This window comes from Enterobacter cloacae complex sp. GF14B, assembly GCF_004136805.1.
GTDB lineage: Bacteria > Pseudomonadota > Gammaproteobacteria > Enterobacterales > Enterobacteriaceae > Enterobacter > Enterobacter hormaechei_C.
Window position 1 is genome coordinate 34,796 of record NZ_QFRV01000016.1, and the last position, 21,810, is coordinate 56,605.

A 21,810-nucleotide genomic window follows, 5' to 3' on the forward strand; every position below is an offset into this window, starting at 1 on the left:
CTTACGGAAATAACTGCGCGTCGCGTAGCACATGGTCATTGCCACGACGACGCGTAAACCCGATGCGGTTGAAATACTCCAGGATCTGAATCGCCAGTTTGCGTCCCACATTCAGCCGATCGCGGAAGTCTGCGGCGCAGGTTGATCCGCGCGCCTGATCCAGCTCCCGGATCAGGTTCGCAAACGCTACGATCCGATCGTTGCGGTAATAACGATCTTTCACGATCGCCACAATCATCCCCTGCTGTGCCGCATGGCGCAGTACCTGACGCATCAGCTGCTCATCGGTATTGGTTTCACGCGCCAGATCGCGCACCCACCACGGTTCATCGCCAAACAGCGCCGCCACTTTTTGCCAGACCGCGTCCTGCTCAGCGGTAAAACCGGCCTTGTGTTCCGGCAGGTGTAGCCAGCCGTGATGACTTGCAATAACGCCGCTTTCACGCATGTTTTCAATCAGCAACAGCACCAGCGCGTCGTCTTCCATGGGCAACGCCATGCGCCGCAGACGTTCACGGCCCGGGCCGGGCTCATCCTGATGCTGTTCATGGTAGGTCGCCAGCGTGCTCAGCACTTTGCGCTGCCAGCGCGCCGCCACCGGCGCGTTCAGCAGGCTGTTCCCGGCCTGAATAAAACCTGGCTCCTGCGTCAGAAGACGCAATCCTTCGCCGCTGAGCTGGCGCGCCCAGGCGAACGCCGCCAGATCCACCGCGCCACGCTCAAGGTGGATATCTAACGCAGACTTATCATCGCGGGTCTGGGCCAGCGCGGCCAGCCACTGTAAATACTCGGGCTTACGTTTGCCGCGACGGGGCGGATCCAGCATGACCACGCGCGCGCCCGCCAGCGTTTCCCGCGCCGAAATATCGCGCAGAACCAGGCGGTCGTTATTCGCCAGCCAGAGCGGGGAGTCGAACACCAGTTCGGCGAGATCGTTTTCCAGCAGCGACACGCGTCCGGTGATGTGGCTGGCCGCGTGGTGGATATGCAGCGGCTGCCACTGGGTCAGCGGCGTATGGGTCTGGAGAGAAACGATAATCCGTTCAGAGGGCTCCGGCGGCGCGTCGGCCAGCAACCAGTCGCCGCGGTTAAGCTGGTCTTTTTCGGCATCACCGGCAATATTCAGCGCGATACGCTGCCCGGCGTGGGCCTGTTCCACCGGCTGGTTTTGCGCATGAAGCCCGCGCACGCGCATCGGTTTGTTCACGCCCGTGAGCCACAGGGTATCGCCCACGTTCACTTCCCCGCTCAGCGCGGTACCGGTCACCACCAGCCCAGCCCCTTTCACGGTAAACGCCCTGTCGATCGCCAGACGGAAGCGGTGATGGCTGGCCTGTTCACGAGACGGGATCTGCTGCAAATGGTTGCGAAGAGCATCGATACCGCGGCCTTCTGTCGCTACGGTGACAAACAGTGCGACATCCTTAAAACCGTATTCACTCAGCGCCGCCAGCACCTCTTGACGCACCTCGTCGATACGCGCCTCATCCACACGGTCCGCTTTGGTGAGGGCGACGGTCAACTGCGGGTTTCCCGTCAGCTGGAGGATCGCCAGATGCTCGCGCGTTTGCGCCATCACCCCGTCATCGCACGCGACCACCAGCAGAGCGTGATCGATCCCGCCCACGCCCGCGAGCATATTGGAAAGAAACTTCTCGTGGCCGGGCACGTCGATAAAGCCCAGCACGCGACCGTCGGGCTGCGGCCAGTAGGCGTAACCCAGGTCAATGGTCATGCCGCGCTTTTTCTCTTCCGGCAGGCGATCGGCATTCACGCCCGTAATGGCCTGCAATAACGTGGTTTTGCCGTGGTCAACGTGACCGGCGGTGGCAATAATCATTTCAACATCATCTCCAGAAACCGCACTTCATCTTCCAGACAGCGTAAATCCAGCCACATGCGCCCGTCACCGATCCGGCCAATCACCGGCGTCGGTAATGCGCGCCAGCGCGCCGACAGCGCCTCAAGCTGGCTTCCGCGTCCGTCGCGCGGGGTGAACGTCAGCGCTTCGCTCGGTAACCTGTCCACCGGCAGCGAGCCGCTGCCAATTTGCGACAGGCAAGGCTCGATACGAACTTCAAACTCAGGGTAATGAGGAGCAACCTGCGGCAGTAGCGCTTCCGCCTGCGCGCGAACAGAGGCCGCGTCACGGCTCAGCAAACGCAACGTGGGCAGGCGGTCAGCCAGTTTCTCCGGGTGGAGATAGAGCCGCAGCGTGGCTTCCAGCGCGGCCAGCGTCATTTTATCGGCACGCAGGGCGCGCTTCAGCGGATGCTGCTGTAGCTGCGCAATCAGCTCGCGCCTGCCGACGATAATACCCGCCTGCGGCCCGCCCAGCAGTTTATCGCCAGAGAAACTGACCAGGCTTACGCCCGCGGCAACCATTTCCTGCACCATTGGCTCTTTTGGCAGACCATACTGGCGCATATCCACCAGCGACCCACTGCCAAGATCGGCAATCACCGGCACGTTTAGCTCGCGCCCGATGGCGGCCAGTTCAGCCTCTTCCACCGTTTTGGTAAAACCCTCAATGTGGTAATTGCTGGTATGCACTTTCATCAGCAGGGCGGTGTTTTCATTCACCGCCGCGCGATAATCTTTTGCATGGGTACGGTTGGTTGTGCCCACTTCATGCAGCGTGCAGCCCGCCTGGCGCATGACATCCGGAATACGAAACGCCCCGCCGATCTCCACCAGCTCGCCGCGAGAGACGACAACCTCTTTTCCGCTTGCGGTGGCCGCCAGCATTAACAGCACCGCCGCCGCGTTGTTATTCACAATGCAGGCATCTTCCGCGCCGGTGATCTGGCAGAGAAGATCCGCCAGTGCGCGATCGCGATGTCCGCGCCCGGCGCCGTCCAGATCGTACTCCAGCGTCACCGGCGAGCGCATGGCCCGGGTGACGGCCTCTATTGCCTCTTCTGCCTGCTGTGCCCGGCCCAGATTGGTGTGCAGAACCGTGCCTGTCAGGTTAATAACCGGGCGCAACGCGCTTTGCGCGTGCTTGCTCAGCCTCCTTTCAACTTCCTGCGCCCATGCCTCGCACCAGCCGGGTAGCGCGTTCTCAGCCTGAATATGGCGACGCGCATCGTCCTGAAGCTGGCGTAGCATGTCGACCGTTGCAGTATGGCCAAACTGCTCCAGCACCGCAGTGATGCGCGGGTCACGAAGCAGACGATCGGTAGCGGGGATCTGGCTGTAGAGGGAATGATGAGTAGTCATGAATGCGCCTGGCGAGTAAATATCTTCCCCCCTCCCGACGGGAGAGGGAGTTAACATGTGGGGGGATTGTACCGCCTCCCGCCAGGAAGTGTTATAACCCGCATCAAGCCTTTGGTGGTTCAGTCCGGGCGAAACTTTCGCGCTGGAAGAGCGTCTCCGCCAGTTTGACCAGCAGCGGACGATCCACGCACCAGCCCGGCGAGACGCGGCGGAAATTGAGGTAGCCGATGGCGCAGGCGATGGCGATCGTCGCCAGATTCAGGCTATCGCTCTGAATTTTCCCGTCGCGGATCAGCTGTTCGCACATATCCAGGCTGCGGCTGATTTTTTCGCGCTGGCGCAGCAGCTCATTTTCTGACTGCTGGGCGGCGGGCCTTGCCTGCTCGCGTACGGACGTTAATGCCGCATCCATAATGCCATCCGCCAGGGCTTCAATTTGCTTCATCGCCAGCGCTGCTTTTGGATCCGCCGGCAGCATGGCCGGCGCAACGCCAAGCAGCTCGATGTACTCCGCAATGATCGGGGAATCAAACCAGTAGTCGCCCTCGTCCGTTACCAGCGCCGGGACTTTCCCCAGCGGGTTGTACTGCGCAACGCCGTTCTCTGCGTTGTAGGGTTGTTCATTTACGAATTCAAATTCAATCCCTTTCTCCAGCAGGAGAATCGAAATCTTACGCACGAAAGGACTTGTATAACTGCCGATGAGTTTCATTGCTTATCCTTAATGCCCACAAAGAGGTCAGTATGGATCAAGCCGTGGAAAAAGGCAGGTGTGCGTATCGCATTCCTGTCTTGAGGGGATACGGGAGAAATCTGCATAAAAATATTTTGTGAATCAAATCACAATCTGAAAACAAACAGCCAACTTAACATTGTGATATTAATCACAAAAACCCGCCCATCTTGGCGTAATTCTGAACGATGTATTTTTTTTACACACTCATTATGTGATCGCGATCACTTCATTAATGTCCTCACCCCCTACATTCATGTGATTCAGATCACACAAAATTTCGCTGTCTGGACAGTTGAACGATTCAGTGCCAGATTTCACAGCATCAGAACAGGGCCCGGCTACCTCTGCCGCCGCACATTAACGATAAACCTCGGGCCACAAGCCTAAGCGTAAACATAAGAAGGGGTGTTTTATGTCATCCGATTTCAAGATCAAAGTGCAAAGCTTTGGTCGTTTCCTCAGCAACATGGTGATGCCTAATATCGGCGCGTTTATCGCGTGGGGTATTATCACCGCATTATTTATTCCGACAGGGTGGTTGCCTAACGAAACGCTGGCGAAACTTGTTGGCCCAATGATTACGTACCTGCTGCCGCTGCTCATCGGTTATACCGGTGGTCGTCTGGTGGGCGGTGACCGTGGTGGCGTCGTGGGTGCCATCACAACCATGGGGGTGATCGTCGGTGCGGATATGCCGATGTTCCTCGGTGCGATGATTGCCGGTCCTCTGGGCGGCTGGGCGATCAAGAAATTTGACGTCTGGGTTGATGGCAAGATCAAATCCGGCTTCGAAATGCTGGTGAACAACTTCTCTGCGGGCATCATCGGGATGATCCTCGCGATTCTGGCGTTCCTCGGCATTGGCCCTGCGGTTGAAGTGCTCTCCAAGCTGCTGGCGGCGGGCGTTAACTTCATGGTGGCGCATGACATGCTGCCGCTGGCGTCAATCTTCGTTGAACCGGCGAAAATCCTGTTCCTGAACAACGCCATCAACCATGGTATCTTCTCACCGCTGGGGATTCAGCAGTCACACGATCTCGGCAAGTCCATCTTCTTCCTGATTGAAGCGAACCCGGGTCCGGGTATGGGCGTTCTGCTGGCATACATGTTCTTTGGTCGCGGCAGCGCGAAACAGTCTGCTGGCGGCGCGGCGATCATTCACTTCCTGGGCGGTATTCACGAAATTTACTTCCCGTATGTACTGATGAACCCACGTCTGATCCTGGCCGTTATCCTTGGCGGTATGACCGGCGTGTTCACCCTGAGCGTACTGGGCGGTGGTCTGGTGTCTCCTGCTTCTCCGGGCTCTATCCTGGCGGTGCTGGCGATGACCCCGAAAGGCGCCTACTTCGCGAACATCGCGGCGATCTGTGCGGCCATGGCGGTCTCCTTCGTGGCCTCCGCTATCCTGCTGAAAACCAGCAAGGTGAAAGAAGACGACGATATCGAAGCGGCAACCCGTCGTATGCATGACATGAAAGCCGAATCCAAAGGCGCAACGCCGCTGGCGGCAGGCGATGTCTCTAACGACCTGAGCCACGTTCGTAAAATCATCGTGGCCTGTGATGCCGGTATGGGCTCCAGCGCAATGGGTGCGGGCGTGCTGCGTAAGAAAGTGCAGGATGCGGGTCTGACCAACATCTCCGTCACCAACAGCGCGATTAACAGCCTGCCGCCGGACGTTGACCTGGTGATCACGCACCGCGATCTGACCGAACGCGCTATGCGTCAGGTACCGCAGGCGCAGCACATTTCCCTGACCAACTTCCTCGACAGCGGCCTGTACACGAGCCTGACCGAACGTCTGGTGGCGGCGCAGCGCCATGAAGATAACGAAGTGAAAGTACGTACCAGCCTGCAAGACAGCTTCGACGAGAGCAACGCGCATCTGTTCAAACTGGGCGCAGAAAACATCTTCCTTGGCCGCACGGCGACCAATAAAGAAGAGGCCATTCGCTTCGCCGGTGAGCAACTGGTGAAAGGTGGCTACGTTCAGCCGGAATACGTTGAGGCGATGCTGGAGCGTGAAAAGCTGACCCCAACCTACCTGGGTGAATCCATCGCGGTTCCACACGGTACGGTGGAAGCCAAAGACCGCGTGCTGAAAACCGGCGTGGTGTTCTGTCAGTATCCTGATGGCGTGCGCTTCGGTGAAGAAGAGGACGACATCGCCCGTCTGGTGATTGGTATCGCCGCTCGCAACAACGAGCATATCCAGGTGATTACCAGCCTGACCAACGCGCTGGATGACGAAACGGTTATTGAGCGTCTGGCCAACACCACCAGCGTTGAAGAAGTTCTGGCCCTGCTTAACAAATAACGGTACTCCTCCCTCTCCCCCCCGGGGAGAGGGCTAGGGTGAGGGGAAAACGTTCCTCACCCCAGCCCTCTCGGGTAAAAACATTGATGAAGGTTAACACTATGAAAGCATTACATTTTGGCGCAGGTAATATTGGTCGTGGCTTTATCGGTAAACTGCTGGCAGACGCGGGCATTACCCTGACATTCGCCGATGTGAATCAGGTGGTTCTGGATGCCCTGAATGCCCGTCATAGCTATCAGGTTCACGTGGTGGGTGAAAACGAACAGGTTGAAACGGTCTCTGGCGTCAACGCGGTAAGCAGCATTGGCGACGATGTTATCGATCTTATTGCCAGCGTTGATCTGGTCACCACAGCCGTGGGTCCGGTAGTGCTTGAGCGTATCGCCCCGGCGGTCGCGAAAGGCCTGGCGAAGCGTAAAGCACAGGGCGTTGAAACGCCGCTGAACATCATCGCCTGTGAAAACATGGTGCGCGGCACCACGCAGCTGAAAGGCCACGTTCTTGCGGCCGTCGCCGACGAAGATAAAGCCTGGGTTGAAGCGCACGTAGGTTTTGTTGATTCCGCCGTGGATCGCATCGTTCCGCCGTCAGCATCCGCCACCAACGACCCGCTGGAAGTGACCGTGGAAACCTTCAGCGAGTGGATCGTTGATAAAACCCAGTTTAAGGGCGCGCTGCCGACCATTCCGGGAATGGAATTAACCGATAACCTGATGGCATTTGTCGAACGTAAACTCTTCACGCTGAACACCGGGCATGCTATAACCGCGTACCTCGGAAAATTGGCCGGTCATCAGACCATTCGTGACGCGATCCTCGATGAGAACATCCGTGCGGTGGTCAAAGGGGCAATGGAAGAGAGCGGCGCGGTGCTGATCAAACGCTACGGTTTTGATGCTGATAAACACGCAGCATACATCCAGAAAATCCTCGGTCGTTTTGAAAACCCGTATCTGAAAGATGACGTTGAGCGCGTGGGTCGTCAGCCGCTGCGTAAACTGAGCGCGGGCGATCGCCTGATTAAACCGCTGCTGGGCACGCTGGAATACGGCCTGCCGCACGCTAACCTGGTGAAGGGAATCGCTGCCGCAATGCACTACCGCAGCGAGCAGGACCCGCAGGCAATTGAGCTGGCTCAGCTGATTGATGACAAAGGCGCGCAGGCTGCGCTGGCGCAGATCTCCGGTCTGGATGCCAACAGTGACGTAGTTGCGGAGGCGGTCAGCGCATACAACGCAACCAAATGATGCAGAGTCCGGCGCAGGTGAGCCTGCGCCCGAATAACAGATTGTCAGATATGCAGGCAATAATGGAACAAACCCAGGCCTTTGAAAATCGTGTGCTTGAGCGTCTGAATGCTGGCAAAACCGTACGAAGTTTCCTGATTGCCGCCGTCGAGCTGTTAACCGAGGCGGTAAACATTCTGGTGCTTCAGGTGTTTCGCAAAGACGACTACGCGGTAAAGTACGCTGTAGAACCGTTACTGGACGGAGACGGACCGCTGGGCGATTTATCGGTACGGCTGAAGCTGATTTACGGTCTCGGCGTGCTGAACCGTCAGGAGTATGAAGACGCCGAGCTGTTAATGGCGCTGCGCGAAGAGCTCAATCATGACGGCAATGAGTACACCTTTACCGATGATGAGATACTGGGGCCCTTCGGCGAACTGCACTGCGTATCCGCGCTCCCTCCCGCACCTCAGTTTGATAACAGCGACCCAGAGCTGTACGCGATGCAAAAGCTGCGTTATCAACAGGTTGTCCGCTCCACCATGGTGCTTTCCCTGACTGAGCTGATTTCTAAAATCAGCTTAAAAAAAGCGTTTCAGAAGTAAGCCCGCACACATTGGTGTATCCTTCCCTGTAAATTCCCCGTTTTCAGAGTTATTTGTCATGAAAGAAGTCGAAAAGAACGAAATTAAACGCCTGAGCGACCGTCTGGATATGATCCGCCATCAGATGGCCGGCCTCTCCCTTGTTGATTCCGCCGAGAAATATGCCGAGCTGGAAAAAGAGTCCGTGAAGCTGGAGGCGGAAATTGAACGCCTGCGCGAAGTGAAAGGCCAGAAGCTGAGTAAAGAAGCGCAGAAGCTGATGAACATGCCGCATCGCCGCGCGATCACCAAAAAAGAGCAGGCCGACATGGGCAAGCTGAAGAAAAGCGTCCGTGGCCTGGTGGTGGTGCACCCGATGACTGAGCTTGGTCGCGAAATGGGCCTGAAAGAGATGACGGGTTTTTGTAAGACCGCGTTCTGATCGTCCTCCCCTGCCGCTGCGGCAGGGGAAACTCAGTTGTAAATCAGGTTAAACGTGGCCATCGCATCCGCTTTTCCCGCCGTCACGTTCGCTTCCGTCTGAATGTAATGCGCATCAAACCAGAAGGTTTGCGTCTGGTTATCCCCTACTTGCCCAAGCGCTGATACCTGCGGGGTGTTCCACGGTACCACCTGCCCCTGAACCGAACCGGTATTGTCACCGTAAAGCAGTTCGATCCCGACACCGCTGGCGCTATCCTCCTGCTTCGTCAACGCCAGCGCCCGATCGTTGCCCGGCGTGGTATCGCCAAAGAAACCCATCTTCACCGCCGTGTTATTTTCGCAGGTCACCGGAATGCTGAAGCGTCCGCCTCCGGCGCGGGAGCCTATGCCATGAAATTCACGCTGGCTCACGCTCCCCATGGGAACAAGAATGCTGCGAGAGCCCACTGAACAGCTGGTACGCCTGACGGTGAAGCTGGCGAGATGGATCTGTACCGGTGTCGCCACGTTGGTGGCGCTGGCTTGATTTTCTCCCGCCTGCAATATCAGCGATCCGACATTTTGCTCCTGGGAGTTGGCGTTATCGTCAGGCATGGCGCTGGTCGTTGGAATTTTGTAAAACACCACCCAGAACTGCATTTTATACATTGAGGCGCTGGCAAAGGCGGGGTTTTGCGATGCGTCGCAAATGCGCCGGGACTCATTGCCATTCACCTGACTTGTGCCGTCAATATAGCGTACCGCATCGGCGCCGCAGTACTGCTGTTCCCGGAACCCCAGCGCATAGCCGATGCCGTCGATCTGAGTTTTATAGACGTGACGTGACGCACCGTCTTCACCAACCACGTTGCCGACAGGGTTATCCACGTCGACAAAGCCGATACTACGCCAGGCATCATTCCCGCCATCACAGCTGTAGAAATCCGCCCCGGTAGACTGTATCGGCGCAGATATCGGCGTCCAGTCCGCCGTGCCGGGCGCATACCCTATGGCGTAGGGCACCTGAACGACCCACTGATCGCGCGTGGTGCGGCAAGATGAGGTCTGAGCATGGGCATGAAAACTCAGCATGCCAAAAAGCGAAAGAAGGCTCAGGTAGAAAAACCAGTGAATAAAACGACGCATGATATTCCTCTAATGGCACTCAACGGATAGCGTGGCGATACCGGGGGCCATATGAGCTTTCCCCAGTCTGAAAGGTGTCTGGCATTGCTGCTGCTCCCCGTCCTGATACCAGCTGACGCGCAGGGTGCCGCGCTCTGGTACCCCGCTCAGGTAGGCCTGACCGCCGTCAGCGATCATGCTTCGGTTTGCAGAATGGCGGTTCTGCTCCACCACTTCAGCCTGCGCGCCAAACGGCAACGGTTCGCCGTGGTAGCGCAGGGAAAACAGAACGCGATAACCAATGTGGGTTTTGTAATTGGCCAGCACCACCGCGCCGCTGGTGGGAATGAGCGTCAGACCGCTCTGCTCAACGTCGACGTTCTCACCCAGCGTCGCCGTATCAAGACTGACGGTATTTTTGCGATACGCCGAGAGCGTTGGCATGACCGCATAGCCGCGGCTGTCGGTATGGATCCCGTTGTAGCCCTCCGGCTCAACGTTCGCCGCGCCGGGCACGCGTAGCAGGGCGACGGTATCGCCCAGCGGCTGGCTAAGCGTGACGCCATACTGCGTGGCGATAACGCCTCCGGCGAGCCCGAGGCTCGCGTTGCTACCGCTTCGGCTGTGGTCATAACCGAGGCTGACGTTGCCGTAGCCACCGTTGTATTGCAGCGCCAGGCTGGTACTGTCGGCTTGTCCCTCGCTGGCCTTACTCTGCTGAACGCTGTAATCAAGGTTGCGATTCGCCAGCGCACTGCCGTTGAGTGACACCTGCTGCGTGGTCATCCCACGATTGTTGTGGTTGATGAAGTAACTGACCGAGCTGTCCGGTAACCAGTGACCAAGCGGAACATTGACGTTAAACGACACGGTACGATCGGGATGCTGCTCACGCGCTGAGTCGGTGTAGTCATATCCCGCGCCCCAGGAAATGCCCCGCCAGCTGGTGTACCAGCCAATGTGGATGGTTTTATCCTGCCCGGACGTATGCCAGTAATCCTGCATCCATGCCGAGACGCTGAGGCTGCCGAACTGACCCAGCGTCTGTGAAAAGGTGACCTGCGAGCGGCTACGGCGATTATTGAGTTGCAGCTGTTGGCTGTCAGACTGATTCAGTTCACTAAATTCATAGTAATTGCGCGAGGCATAGCGATAACTCGCCAGGTTGAAGGCGGTGCCGGTAGCGCTGAAATCTTTCTGATACTGAATGCGCCACGCCTGCCCTATCGCGTTTTTGCCGTCGGGTAAATGGCTTTTTGCCAGCGTATCGTCAATGCCCAGCGAGCCAAATGCGCCAAACCCTCTGCCTATGCCAATTGCACCGGCCTGGTAGTTGCTCGCCGTACGAAAGCCGCCATACACCGTCATCCTGGAGAGCAGACCGTAGAAAAAAGCGCCTTCAACAAACTCAGGCGAACGCGCATCGCCGGAACCGGAGTGAAATCGTCCTGCATTGAGACTGTATTTCAGGCTGCCCTGGCGTCGCATAAACGGCACCGCAGAATAGGGTTGGGTAAAGACGCGCGTTGAGCCGTCACTTTCCGTGACCGTAACCTGTAGATCGCCGCTTTGTGCGCCGGGGAACAGATCGTTAATGATAAATGGCCCGGCGGCCACCCAGGTTTCATAGATCACATAGCCATTTTGCGAAACGGAGACTTTAGCGAAGCTGTGTGCAACGCCGCGGATGGTTGGTGCGAAGCCGCGCTGGCTGTCGGGTAACATGCTCTCGCTGGACGAGAGCTGAACCCCGCGAAACGCCACGCTATCGAAGACGTCGCCTGCGGTCCAGGCATCGCCGATCCGTAGCTGGCTGTTAAGACGGCGAATATCCCGGCTCAGCCAGCTACTTTGCGACTGAAAATGGTTGCCACCCGCGTCGCTGTGGCTCCAGGCCGAAGTGTTGCGCAACCGCCACGCCCCCAGATTGATGCCGTTACGCAGGCTCAGATAGCTGGATGTCGTGACCCCGCTCTGATGACGGGCCTGACCGCCCGACAGACTGTAATCAGTAAATGCCGCCGGGATACCATCGTCCCACTGCGACTGCGGCACGTAGCCACGGCTGCGGTGTTTCATCGCCGCCTGCGGCAGGTTGAGAAAAAGGCGCTGTTGGTTGAAATCATAGGAGGTTCGCGCTGCCGGAATAAAATCCTCGAGGTGCGTGAACGTTTCTCCCTCCTGCAACCGGGAGAATGCAGGAATGGCCCCTACATTTACTCCAAGCGCTTCCAGCAGCGATACGCTAAAAACGGGTTGCAGGCTGCCTTTCTCATTGACGAAGGTGATCTCCTGATGCCGCTCCTCGCGTCCGTTAATCTCCAGCGTCACGAGCCAGGTGCCTGGCATCTGCCCGCCCTTTTCAGAGAAATAGTGCAGATCCGCCGTTTTCTGTTCAATAGAGGAAAGCTCCAGCGCGGCGGGATCAAAGTAATCCTCGGCCATCCCCGCACGGCTGAAGCTAAGCAGCAACACTGAAAGCGGCGCGTAACGAAACAGGCGAAAAGGCATGATCTTAAAGAGGCTGGGTGTGGGTGGCGGTGATGGCACCAAAATCATTAATAGCCGACCAGCTTACGCCCCCGGAGGCGGACACAGGCCATTCACGGGTTTCCCCTGGACCGATCATGCCCGGCTGCTCAATTTTATGCCCGCCAACGGTCAGCCGATAAAAAGAGACGTAGTATGGCGTCGGGTTAGCGGCCTTAAGCCCTTTTCCCGTCCGCGAAAACGTTATTTTCTGCCAGGCAGTTGCAGCGTCCCCTTTTAGATTGTCCGGGCGGTAGAAAATTTTAAATTTCGATTTAACGTTAACTTGTAATTCGTTGCTGCTCTCTTTTGGCTTTGGCGCAATCGCTTTAATATCGAGCCAGAATACAGATTCACGATTTGTGGGCAGCGGAGCGCCGGTATATTGAATACGCAGCGTGTTGGTCTGCTCCGGATCAAGTCTGAACAGAGGTGGCGTGACAATAAATGGCGCAGCGTTATTTTTACCCTGCCCATCCCCTTCAACCCACGACTGAATAAGATAGGGAACCGCACTTTCCATATTAGAAACAGAAAATGCCACCTCCTTGCTGTGTTGTGGGTATACGATCCGTGTTCCCCCCATTACAACGCCAGCGGAAACTGACGCAGAACTAACCATTAATGCAGTGAGCATAATATACGATAAACGTTTCATCATTATTATCTCTGGAGGTGGCTGACAGTGAAATCAGTTATAAACCATCAGGAAGTTGGATACGGCGTTAACATCGCCGGCGTTGATTTCTGTGCCATCTTTGTCAAGTGCGGCATAGAAAGTTAATTCAGCATTGCCTTCATCATCCGGTGCGGTTGTTTCAGATACCGTACCCGGTTTAATCGCCGTGCTGCGATCGCTGTTATAAAGCTTCACGCCGACACCCGTCGCCATACCTTCACCTGGCGTAACCTGAAGCAGTGTGTCATTCACCGTATCTTTGGTTCCGTCGAACAGTACCGCAACCGATTCAACCGTCTCCGGGCAGTTTTCCACGTTGATTTTGAACTCGCGCGGCGTCGTTTCGTTGTGATCGTCAAAGTAGCTTTTTGCCCACGCCCCAAGGTCTACCGTTTTGTTTTTAGAGGCCGGAGTAATATCACAGGAAATAAGGGTAATCTTCCCTGTAAAATTGATCACCCCGCCCGTACTTTGCGAACCCGCACCGGTATCCAGAGAAGCATTAACGCCAGAATCACTGCTTGCCAGTACCGATTGAGAAGATAACAGCAGCCCCGCCGCGGCAATCGCCAGCGCCACATTTTTGATTTTCATTTGGAACACTTTCCCCTCTGTAAATTAAACAGATATAGACTTGTTGTACCAGGTACAATAACCGCTATAAGGATTTAAAAACGCCACCGAAAGGGTTTTAGCAGAATGGGTGACGCGACCTTATAGAATAAAGCAGGGTCCATCCCATGGTGATAATCCGTATATTTTCAGAAGGCCATACACAGATATCCTTCAACTGAGGAATGACTTCTGGCCGAAAATAACACTGAATACGTTGTGGTTAGTAATAAATTTTAAATCTTCTGTTACGTTGCTTCTGAATAAATAGTAAATCAAATGCCTTTTAACGTCTACGTATTGAAAAGTAATACGCCGCGCTTGTAAACATTCTGAAATTAACACTCAGCTAACAAATTTAACCCCTTTCCATTGCCCTAATAATTATTAATCTGCTTTTAATACCGCAACTAAATTACAAGAGAGTTAACTGATCATTGTTTGATCAATTTATTTCAGAATATTATTAGCCAAAAAATGTCACTTCAGCAAAAAATTCTTTCACTTTATCCTGAAAAATCACGGTTAAACAGGATATTTCCTTATCGATCAGCAATTGATCGTTTGTAATACACTGTTAAAATCTATATGTGAAATTTACCTTAATTAAAATTTTTTGCTACAGCTTCGATTTCGCATTTTTAACCAAAAAAATTTTTTATTTATAGGAAATATATCACTCTGATCACACATATACAGATTTTCAAAAACATAAATAAAACAAACAAACCTCATTTGATTCACGCAATATTATCACATACCCATTTTATTCAACTTCTTTTACGCGCCGTATCTGCTCAAAAGGCGAATGTAATGCCCTCCACCTGACTACCGCTCCCAACGCACGCGGTGAGTTGAACTTGCGGTTTTGGTCCTACCAATCATGCGTAAAGCTATCCATCGTTCACAGTTTCGATGCTCCACTTCACAAAAGCATTGCTGAATAGCAACACTTGGTTAACCATTTATTGCCATTAACCCTACATCACAATATTGGAAGGACCACTTTTACACTAAGTGTGACGCTGAGATGAGCAGAGACTCACCCGACGAACACCTGTGTGGTCCTCAGGAGACCTGCATGAGCCTCTGGCAACAAAACTACGATCCGGCCGGGAATATCTGGCTGTCGAGCCTGATCGCATCGCTACCGATCCTGTTCTTCTTCTTTGCGCTGATAAAGCTCAAGCTGAAGGGCTACCTTGCCGCAACGTACACCGTTGCCATCGCCCTGCTGGTGGCGCTGTTCTTCTATAAAATGCCGGTCGATCGCGCGCTGGCCTCTGTGGTGTATGGTTTCTTCTACGGCCTGTGGCCGATTGCGTGGATCATCATCGCCGCTGTCTTTGTCTACAAAATCTCGGTGAAAACCGGGCAGTTCGACATTATTCGCTCGTCGATTCTCTCTATTACACCGGACCAGCGTTTACAGATGCTGATTGTCGGTTTCTCCTTCGGGGCGTTCCTTGAAGGGGCGGCAGGATTTGGCGCGCCGGTGGCGATCACCGCCGCTCTGCTGGTCGGGCTGGGCTTTAATCCGCTGTATGCCGCTGGCCTGTGCCTGATTGTGAACACCGCCCCGGTGGCGTTTGGCGCGATGGGCATTCCGATTCTGGTGGCGGGTCAGGTGACCGGGCTGGACAGCTTCGAGATCGGCCAGATGGTGGGCCGCCAGCTGCCGTTCCTGACCATTATCGTGCTGTTCTGGATCATGGCGATTATGGACGGCTGGCGCGGCGTGAAGGAGACCTGGCCTGCGGTGATGGTAGCGGGCGGTTCGTTCGCCATTGCCCAGTATCTCAGCTCCAACTTCCTCGGCCCGGAACTGCCGGACATCATCTCTTCCCTGGTGTCGCTGGTCTGTCTGACGCTGTTCCTGAAACGCTGGCAGCCGGTACGTATCTTCCGCTTTGCTGACATGGGCGCATCGCACGTGGATCAGACGCTGGCGCGCACCGGCTATACCGCCGGACAGATTGTGCGTGCGTGGTCACCGTTCCTGTTCCTGACCGCCACCGTGACGCTGTGGAGCATTCCGCCGTTTAAAGCCCTGTTCGCCCCGGGCGGCGCGCTGTACGACATGGTGATTAATATCTCCGTGCCGTTCCTCGACAAAATGGTCGCCCGTATGCCGCCGGTGGTGCACGACGCCACGCCGTATGCGGCAGTGTTTAAGTTCGACTGGTTCTCAGCCACCGGTACGGCCATCCTGTTTGCCGCTATCCTTTCCGTTGTGTGGCTGCGCATGAAGCCTGCCGCCGCGGTACAGACCTTTGCGGCGACGATTAAAGAGCTGATGCTGCCGATTTACTCCATCGGCATGGTGCTGGCGTTCGCGTTTATTTCGAATTACTCCGGCCTGTCGTCGACGCTGGCGTTAGCGCTGGCGCATACCGGCCACGCGTTTACCTTCTTCTCGCCGTTCCTCGGCTGGCTGGGGGTGTTCCTGACCGGTTCAGATACGTCATCTAACGCCCTGTTTGCTGCCCTACAGGCCACGGCCGCGCAGCAGATTGGCGTCTCGGACGTGCTGCTGGTCGCCGCGAACACCACCGGCGGCGTGACCGGGAAGATGATCTCGCCGCAGTCCATCGCCATTGCCTGTGCTGCGGTGGGGCTGGTAGGCAAAGAGTCGGATCTGTTCCGCTTTACCGTTAAACACAGCCTGATATTTACCTGCATGGTGGGCGTGATCACCACATTGCAGGCCTATGTCTTAACCTGGATGATTCCATGATAGTGATGCCCAGACGCCTGTCCGACGAGATTGCCACTCGCGTACGGGCGCTGATAGAAGAACAACAGCTGGAAGCGGGCATGAGATTGCCCGCCGAGCGTCAGCTTGCCGCTCAGCTTGGCGTGTCGCGCAACTCACTGCGCGAGGCGCTGGCGACGCTGGTTAGTGAAGGGGTGCTGCTGAGCCGTCGCGGCGGCGGCACCTTCGTGCGCTGGCAGCATGACGACTGGTCCGAACAAAACATCGTGCAGCCGCTGAAGACGCTGATGGAAAACGACCCGGACTACAGCTTCGACATCCTCGAAGCGCGTCACGCCATCGAAACCAGCACCGCGTGGCACGCGGCGATGCGGGCAACCGACGCCGACAAAGAGAAGCTCAAAGCCTGTTTTGAAGCCACGCAAAGCAGCGACCCGGACATCGCCTCCCAGGCGGACGTGCGGTTCCATCTGGCGATTGCCGAGGCCTCGCACAACGTGGTGCTGCTGCAAACCATGCGCGGGTTCTTCGACCTGCTGCAATCCTCCGTCAAGCAGAGCCGCCAGCGCATGTATCTGGTGCCGCCGGTGTTTGCCCAGCTGACCGAACAGCACGAGGCGGTGCTCAACGCCATTCTGGCCGGAGATGCCGAGGCCGCGCGCAAGGCGATGATGGCGCATCTCGGCTTCGTGCATACCACCATTAAACGATTCGATGAAGATCAGGCCCGACAGGCGCGTATTACCCGTCTGCCTGGCGAGAGTGATATTTCCAGGGAGAACAAAGCATGATTATTTCAGCAGCCAGTGACTATCGCGCCGCGGCGCAGCGCATTTTGCCCCCGTTCCTGTTCCACTATATCGACGGCGGGGCGTATGCCGAATATACCCTGCGCCGTAACGTGGAGGATCTGTCGGAAGTGGCCCTGCGCCAGCGCGTGCTGAAAAATATGTCTGACCTGAGCCTTGAGACGAAGCTGTTTAACGAGACGCTCTCCATGCCGGTAGCGCTCGCACCTGTCGGTTTATGTGGCATGTATGCCCGTCGCGGTGAAGTGCAGGCCGCCGCCGCCGCAGATGCCAAAGGCATTCCGTTTACCCTTTCCACCGTGTCCGTCTGCCCGATTGAAGAAGTCGCCCCGACCATCAAGCGCCCGATGTGGTTCCAGCTGTACGTCCTGCGCGATCGCGGTTTTATGCGCAACGCGCTGGAGCGCGCCAAAGCGGCGGGCTGCTCAACCCTGGTCTTTACCGTCGACATGCCGACCCCCGGCGCGCGCTACCGCGACGCCCACTCCGGCATGAGCGGCCCTAACGCGGCCCTGCGCCGTTACTGGCAGGCGGTGACGCACCCGCAGTGGGCGTGGGATGTCGGGTTGAACGGCCGTCCGCACGATCTGGGCAATATTTCGGCCTACCTGGGTAAACCGACCGGGCTGGAGGACTACATTGGCTGGCTGGCGAACAATTTCGATCCGTCGATCTCCTGGAAAGACCTGGAGTGGATCCGCGAATTCTGGGACGGCCCGATGGTGATCAAAGGGATCCTCGACCCGGAAGATGCCCGCGACGCGGTGCGTTTTGGCGCCGATGGGATCGTGGTCTCTAACCATGGTGGCCGCCAGCTTGATGGGGTGCTCTCCTCCGCCCGCGCCCTGCCGGCCATTGCCGATGCGGTGAAAGGCGATATTGCGATCCTGGCCGATAGCGGCATCCGTAACGGGCTGGACGTGGTGCGCATGATTGCGCTCGGCGCCGACAGCGTGCTGCTGGGCCGTGCTTACCTGTACGCGCTGGCCACCAGCGGCCAGGCGGGCGTGGCGAATCTGCTGAACCTGATCGAGAAAGAGATGAAAGTAGCGATGACCCTGACCGGGGCGAAGTCGATTAGCGAAATCAGCAAAGACTCTCTGGTGCAGGAGCTCAGTAAGCTGCCTGCGGCGCTGGCCCCTCTTTCCCAAGGAAACGCGGCCTGATCTTCCCCGGTTAGCCTCCCCTTCTTCCGCGCCCGACTTTCCCCTCGGGCGTTTTTTTTGTCGAAAATAACACCTGCGTAACATTCTTGATAAGAAAATTTGACACACCCCGCCCCTCCGCAATTGTATAGACAAGCAAATACAAGAACACAAAAACAACATCACATCGGAGGGGAACGTATGACGTATTCAGGTCGGGTGGATATTCAGCAGGTGATCGATGAAAGTCCTTTTTCAGGGTTTCACTGGCTTCTTATTGTGCTGGGCTTTCTGGTGCTGGCGATCGATGGGTTTGATACCGCAGCGATGGGTTACATTGCGCCTACGCTGTCGACGGAGTGGGGAATACATAAACAGGATCTGGGGCCGGTGCTGAGTGCGGCGCTGCTGGGGCTGTCGCTGGGAGCCCTGATTGCAGGTCCGGTATCGGACCGGATGGGACGCAAGCGCGTGCTGGTCTTTTCATGTCTCTTCTTCGGCCTGGCGAGCCTGGGCACGGCCTGGGCGCAAAGTCTGAATACCCTGACGCTATGGCGATTTCTGACCGGTCTCGGGCTGGGCGCCGCGATGCCTAACGCCATCACGCTGATCTCAGAGTTTGCCCCCCAGCGCTGCCGCGCCATGGCAATTAACACCATGTACTGCGGCTTTCCGCTGGGTGCGGCGGGCGGCGGGGCGATCTCGTCCTGGCTTATCCCTCACCATGGCTGGCGAAGCGTGCTGCTGACCGGCGCGATTGCGCCGCTGATTTTAACGGTGCTGCTGGCGCTGCTGTTGCCGGAGTCGGTGAAGTTTCTGGTGCAGCGCGGGAAAGACGTCGCCCAGGTTCGCCGCATCGCCAGCCGGTTCGCCCGCAGCACGCTGGATAGCGTCACGGGCTTTTTCCTGACAGAGGAGAAAGTCGCGTCGAAAAAAGGCAGCGTGTCGCAGCTGTTTTCCATGCCCTGGCTGCCCGGCACCCTGATGCTGTGGGTCACCTACTTTATGGGACTGGTGATTTATTACGTCCTGCTGAGCTGGATGCCGACGCTGATGCAGGGGATGGGGTATGCGCTGGCGGAATCCGCCTGGCTCACCTCGCTGTTCACCTTCGGCGGCACCGCTGGCATTTTGCTCGCGGGCTGGATGATGGATCGCTGGGAAGCGCACAAGGTGGTCGCGTGTGGTTTCGTGCTGACGATGGGCCTGATTCTTTTACTCGGCATTGAGCATAACCATATCGCCCTGTTTGGCGGGTTAATTTTCCTGATGGGGATCGCGATGAACGGCGCGCAGTCGGGCATGCAGACCCTGGCCGCCACCTTTTACCCTACCGAGTGCCGCGCGACGGGTATCGCCTGGATGCAGGGGATCGGCCGCTTCGGCGGCGTGGCGGGCACCATGACCAGCGCCCAGCTTCTTTCCATGCAGTGGCAGGCAGACAGTATTTTAATGATCCTCAGCGTGCCTGCTCTCGTGGCCGCGGCGGCAACCGTCTACAAAATGCTGTATAGCCGCGCGCAGGAGCCGGGCGTCGCCTAGTCCCTCTCTTTTCTGCTATTCTGCCCCCGCAATTAAGGGGGCAGCATGCTTAACATCGTCTTATTCGAACCAGAAATTCCGCCGAACACCGGCAATATTATCCGCCTGTGCGCCAACACCGGTTTTCGTCTGCACATCATTGAGCCGATGGGCTTTACGTGGGACGACAAACGTCTGCGCCGCGCGGGGCTGGACTACCATGAGTTTACCGCCGTCGTTCGTCATCACGATTACGCCGCGTTTCTGGGATCCGAAAAACCACAGCGCATGTTCGCCCTGACCACCAAAGGCACGCCAGCGCACAGCGCCGTAAGCTATCAGGACGGGGATTATCTGATGTTTGGTCCGGAAACCCGCGGCCTGCCGGCCACCATTCTGGATGCCCTGCCAGCCGAGCAGAAAATTCGTATTCCGATGATGCCGGACAGCCGCAGCATGAACCTGTCGAATGCGGTGTCGGTGGTGGTGTATGAGGCGTGGCGCCAGCTGGGTTATCCCGGCGCGATACTGCGTAGCTAAAACAGTTCGGGTGGCTTGCGCCACCCGATTCATCGTGTTTAGCCTGCTACCGCGATACGTTTCATATCGGTCATGTAGCCACGCAGTTTCTGGCCCACTTTCTCGATTTCGTGGCTGCGGATCGCTTCGTTAACGTCACGCAGCTGCGCGTTATCAACCGCACCTTCCGCAATCGCCTGGCCCAGATCGCCCGCTTGCAGGGTGGTCATGAACTCTTTCAGCAGCGGTACGCAGGCGTAAGAGAACAGGTAGTTACCGTACTCGGCGGTATCGGAGATCACCACGTTCATCTCATACAGACGCTTACGGGCGATGGTGTTTGCGATCAGCGGCAGCTCGTGCAGCGATTCGTAGTACGCAGACTCTTCAATGATGCCGGAATCCACCATGGTTTCGAACGCCAGCTCAACGCCTGCTTTCACCATCGCGATCATCAGGACGCCTTTATCGAAGTACTCCTGCTCGCCGATTTTACCTTCATACTGTGGCGCGGTTTCGAACGCGGTTTTACCGGTCTCTTCACGCCAGGTCAGCAGTTTCTTATCGTCGTTCGCCCAGTCTGCCATCATGCCGGAGGAGAACTCGCCGGAGATGATGTCGTCCATATGTTTCTGGAACAGCGGAGCCATGATGGTTTTCAGCTGTTCAGAGAGTGCGAACGCGCGCAGTTTTGCCGGGTTGGACAGACGGTCCATCATCAGCGTAATGCCGCCCTGCTTCAGCGCTTCGGTGATGGTTTCCCAGCCGAACTGAATCAGTTTTTCCGCGTATGCCGGATCGGTGCCTTCTTCCACCAGCTTGTCGAAGCACAGCAGAGAGCCAGCCTGGAGCATGCCGCACAGGATAGTCTGCTCGCCCATCAGGTCAGATTTCACTTCCGCAACGAAGGAAGATTCCAGCACGCCCGCACGATGGCCGCCAGTGGCCGCAGCCCAGGCTTTGGCAATCGCCATGCCCTCGCCTTTCGGATCGTTTTCCGGGTGAACGGCGATCAGCGTCGGTACGCCGAAGCCACGTTTGTACTCTTCGCGCACTTCGGTGCCCGGGCACTTCGGTGCCACCATCACCACGGTGATGTCTTTACGGATCTGCTCGCCCACTTCAACGATGTTGAAGCCGTGGGAGTAACCCAGCGCGGCGCCGTCTTTCATCAGCGGCTGTACGGAACGCACAACGTCAGAGTGCTGCTTGTCCGGCGTCAGGTTAACCACCAGATCCGCCTGCGGGATCAGCTCTTCGTAGGTGCCCACTTTGAAGCCGTTTTCGGTCGCTTTACGCCATGAAGCGCGCTTCTCGGCAATCGCTTCTTTGCGCAGGGCGTAGGAGATATCCAGCCCGGAGTCACGCATGTTCAGGCCCTGGTTCAGACCCTGTGCGCCACAGCCGACAATGACCACTTTTTTACCCTGAAGGTAGCTCGCGCCATCAGCAAATTCATCGCGCGCCATGAAGCGGCATTTGCCCAGCTGCGCCAGCTGCTGGCGCAAGTTCAGTGTATTAAAGTAGTTAGCCATGGGTGATACCTCGTGATGTTGTGTGTCTTATTGTTCGGTTCGCCTTTCAGCGACAATGTACCCACATTACAACAGGAAATTTATTGCGGAAATTGATATATTC

Annotated in this window: 17 protein-coding genes; 9 read left to right on the top strand and 8 right to left on the bottom strand. The window is 56.6% G+C overall.

The features are described from left to right. Position 1: 1 nt before the first annotated feature. The 3 genes from selB to DD606_RS08105 form a co-directional block, all read right to left on the bottom strand. Complete coding sequence (gene selB, locus DD606_RS08095) at positions 2-1,840, bottom strand: selenocysteine-specific translation elongation factor (protein WP_058648337.1); 1,839 nt, start codon at positions 1,838-1,840, stop codon at positions 2-4. Continuing rightward, positions 1,837-3,222: an L-seryl-tRNA(Sec) selenium transferase gene (selA, locus tag DD606_RS08100; protein WP_022652040.1), complete on the bottom strand. Its 1,386-nt coding sequence runs from the start codon at positions 3,220-3,222 to the stop codon at positions 1,837-1,839. The genes selB and selA overlap by 4 nt, the downstream gene beginning before the upstream one ends. Positions 3,223-3,325: 103 nt before the next feature. Beyond that, positions 3,326-3,934, bottom strand: a complete 609-nt coding sequence (locus DD606_RS08105; protein ID WP_015572763.1) for a glutathione S-transferase — start codon at positions 3,932-3,934, stop codon at positions 3,326-3,328. A gap of 436 nt (positions 3,935-4,370) precedes the next feature. Here DD606_RS08105 and DD606_RS08110 point away from each other — a divergent pair, with 436 nt between their 5' ends. The 4 genes from DD606_RS08110 to DD606_RS08125 all read left to right on the top strand — a co-directional run bounded on the left by DD606_RS08110 (position 4,371) and on the right by DD606_RS08125 (position 8,536). Continuing rightward, positions 4,371-6,278, top strand: coding sequence for a PTS mannitol transporter subunit IICBA (locus DD606_RS08110; protein WP_023315019.1), 1,908 nt, complete (start codon positions 4,371-4,373; stop codon positions 6,276-6,278). Positions 6,279-6,379: 101 nt separating this feature from the next. Further along, the gene (gene mtlD, locus DD606_RS08115; protein ID WP_017382581.1) at positions 6,380-7,528 is read left to right on the top strand and encodes a mannitol-1-phosphate 5-dehydrogenase; all 1,149 of its coding nucleotides are present in this window, start codon (positions 6,380-6,382) and stop codon (positions 7,526-7,528) included. Further along, positions 7,525-8,115 carry a mannitol operon repressor MtlR gene (gene mtlR, locus DD606_RS08120; RefSeq protein ID WP_015572766.1) on the top strand — a complete coding sequence of 197 codons (591 nt, stop codon included), beginning with the start codon at positions 7,525-7,527 and terminating at the stop codon, positions 8,113-8,115. Before mtlD ends, mtlR begins: the two co-directional genes overlap by 4 nt. A 58-nt stretch (positions 8,116-8,173) precedes the next feature. After that, entirely contained in the window at positions 8,174-8,536 is a 363-nt protein-coding gene (locus tag DD606_RS08125) for a YibL family ribosome-associated protein (RefSeq protein WP_022652042.1), read from the top strand. Between the two features lie 32 nt (positions 8,537-8,568). On the opposite strand, the gene DD606_RS08130 is transcribed toward DD606_RS08125, so the two are convergent. Genes DD606_RS08130 through DD606_RS08145 form a run of 4 tightly spaced genes read right to left on the bottom strand, consistent with a single transcriptional unit; the run spans position 8,569 to position 13,444 of the window. Continuing rightward, positions 8,569-9,663 (bottom strand): fimbrial protein, encoded by a 1,095-nt coding sequence (locus tag DD606_RS08130; protein ID WP_129258503.1) that lies wholly within the window; start codon positions 9,661-9,663, stop codon positions 8,569-8,571. A gap of 9 nt (positions 9,664-9,672) precedes the next feature. Then, entirely contained in the window at positions 9,673-12,153 is a 2,481-nt protein-coding gene (locus DD606_RS08135; protein ID WP_129258505.1) for a fimbria/pilus outer membrane usher protein, read from the bottom strand. Between the two features lie 4 nt (positions 12,154-12,157). Next, positions 12,158-12,832 carry a molecular chaperone gene (locus DD606_RS08140; protein ID WP_129258507.1) on the bottom strand — a complete coding sequence of 225 codons (675 nt, stop codon included), beginning with the start codon at positions 12,830-12,832 and terminating at the stop codon, positions 12,158-12,160. A gap of 30 nt (positions 12,833-12,862) precedes the next feature. Further along, entirely contained in the window at positions 12,863-13,444 is a 582-nt protein-coding gene (locus tag DD606_RS08145) for a fimbrial protein (RefSeq protein WP_003860173.1), read from the bottom strand. Positions 13,445-14,543: 1,099 nt separating this feature from the next. Here DD606_RS08145 and lldP point away from each other — a divergent pair. The 5 genes from lldP to trmL all read left to right on the top strand — a co-directional run bounded on the left by lldP (position 14,544) and on the right by trmL (position 20,193). Beyond that, positions 14,544-16,199 (top strand): L-lactate permease, encoded by a 1,656-nt coding sequence (lldP, locus tag DD606_RS08150; RefSeq protein ID WP_003860175.1) that lies wholly within the window; start codon positions 14,544-14,546, stop codon positions 16,197-16,199. Continuing rightward, complete coding sequence (gene lldR / locus DD606_RS08155) at positions 16,196-16,969, top strand: transcriptional regulator LldR (protein WP_006808630.1); 774 nt, start codon at positions 16,196-16,198, stop codon at positions 16,967-16,969. The genes lldP and lldR overlap by 4 nt, the downstream gene beginning before the upstream one ends. Further along, the gene (lldD, locus tag DD606_RS08160) at positions 16,966-18,153 is read left to right on the top strand and encodes a quinone-dependent L-lactate dehydrogenase (protein WP_006808631.1); all 1,188 of its coding nucleotides are present in this window, start codon (positions 16,966-16,968) and stop codon (positions 18,151-18,153) included. Before lldR ends, lldD begins: the two co-directional genes overlap by 4 nt. Before the next feature lie 180 nt (positions 18,154-18,333). Then, positions 18,334-19,674, top strand: coding sequence for an aromatic acid/H+ symport family MFS transporter (locus DD606_RS08165; RefSeq protein ID WP_023315025.1), 1,341 nt, complete (start codon positions 18,334-18,336; stop codon positions 19,672-19,674). A 45-nt stretch (positions 19,675-19,719) separates the two neighbouring features. After that, positions 19,720-20,193, top strand: coding sequence for a tRNA (uridine(34)/cytosine(34)/5-carboxymethylaminomethyluridine(34)-2'-O)-methyltransferase TrmL (trmL, locus tag DD606_RS08170; protein ID WP_003860178.1), 474 nt, complete (start codon positions 19,720-19,722; stop codon positions 20,191-20,193). A gap of 38 nt (positions 20,194-20,231) precedes the next feature. Here the strand turns inward: trmL and ilvC are convergent, their stop codons facing one another. Continuing rightward, positions 20,232-21,707, bottom strand: coding sequence for a ketol-acid reductoisomerase (gene ilvC / locus DD606_RS08175; RefSeq protein WP_109948951.1), 1,476 nt, complete (start codon positions 21,705-21,707; stop codon positions 20,232-20,234). Positions 21,708-21,810 lie beyond the last annotated feature (103 nt).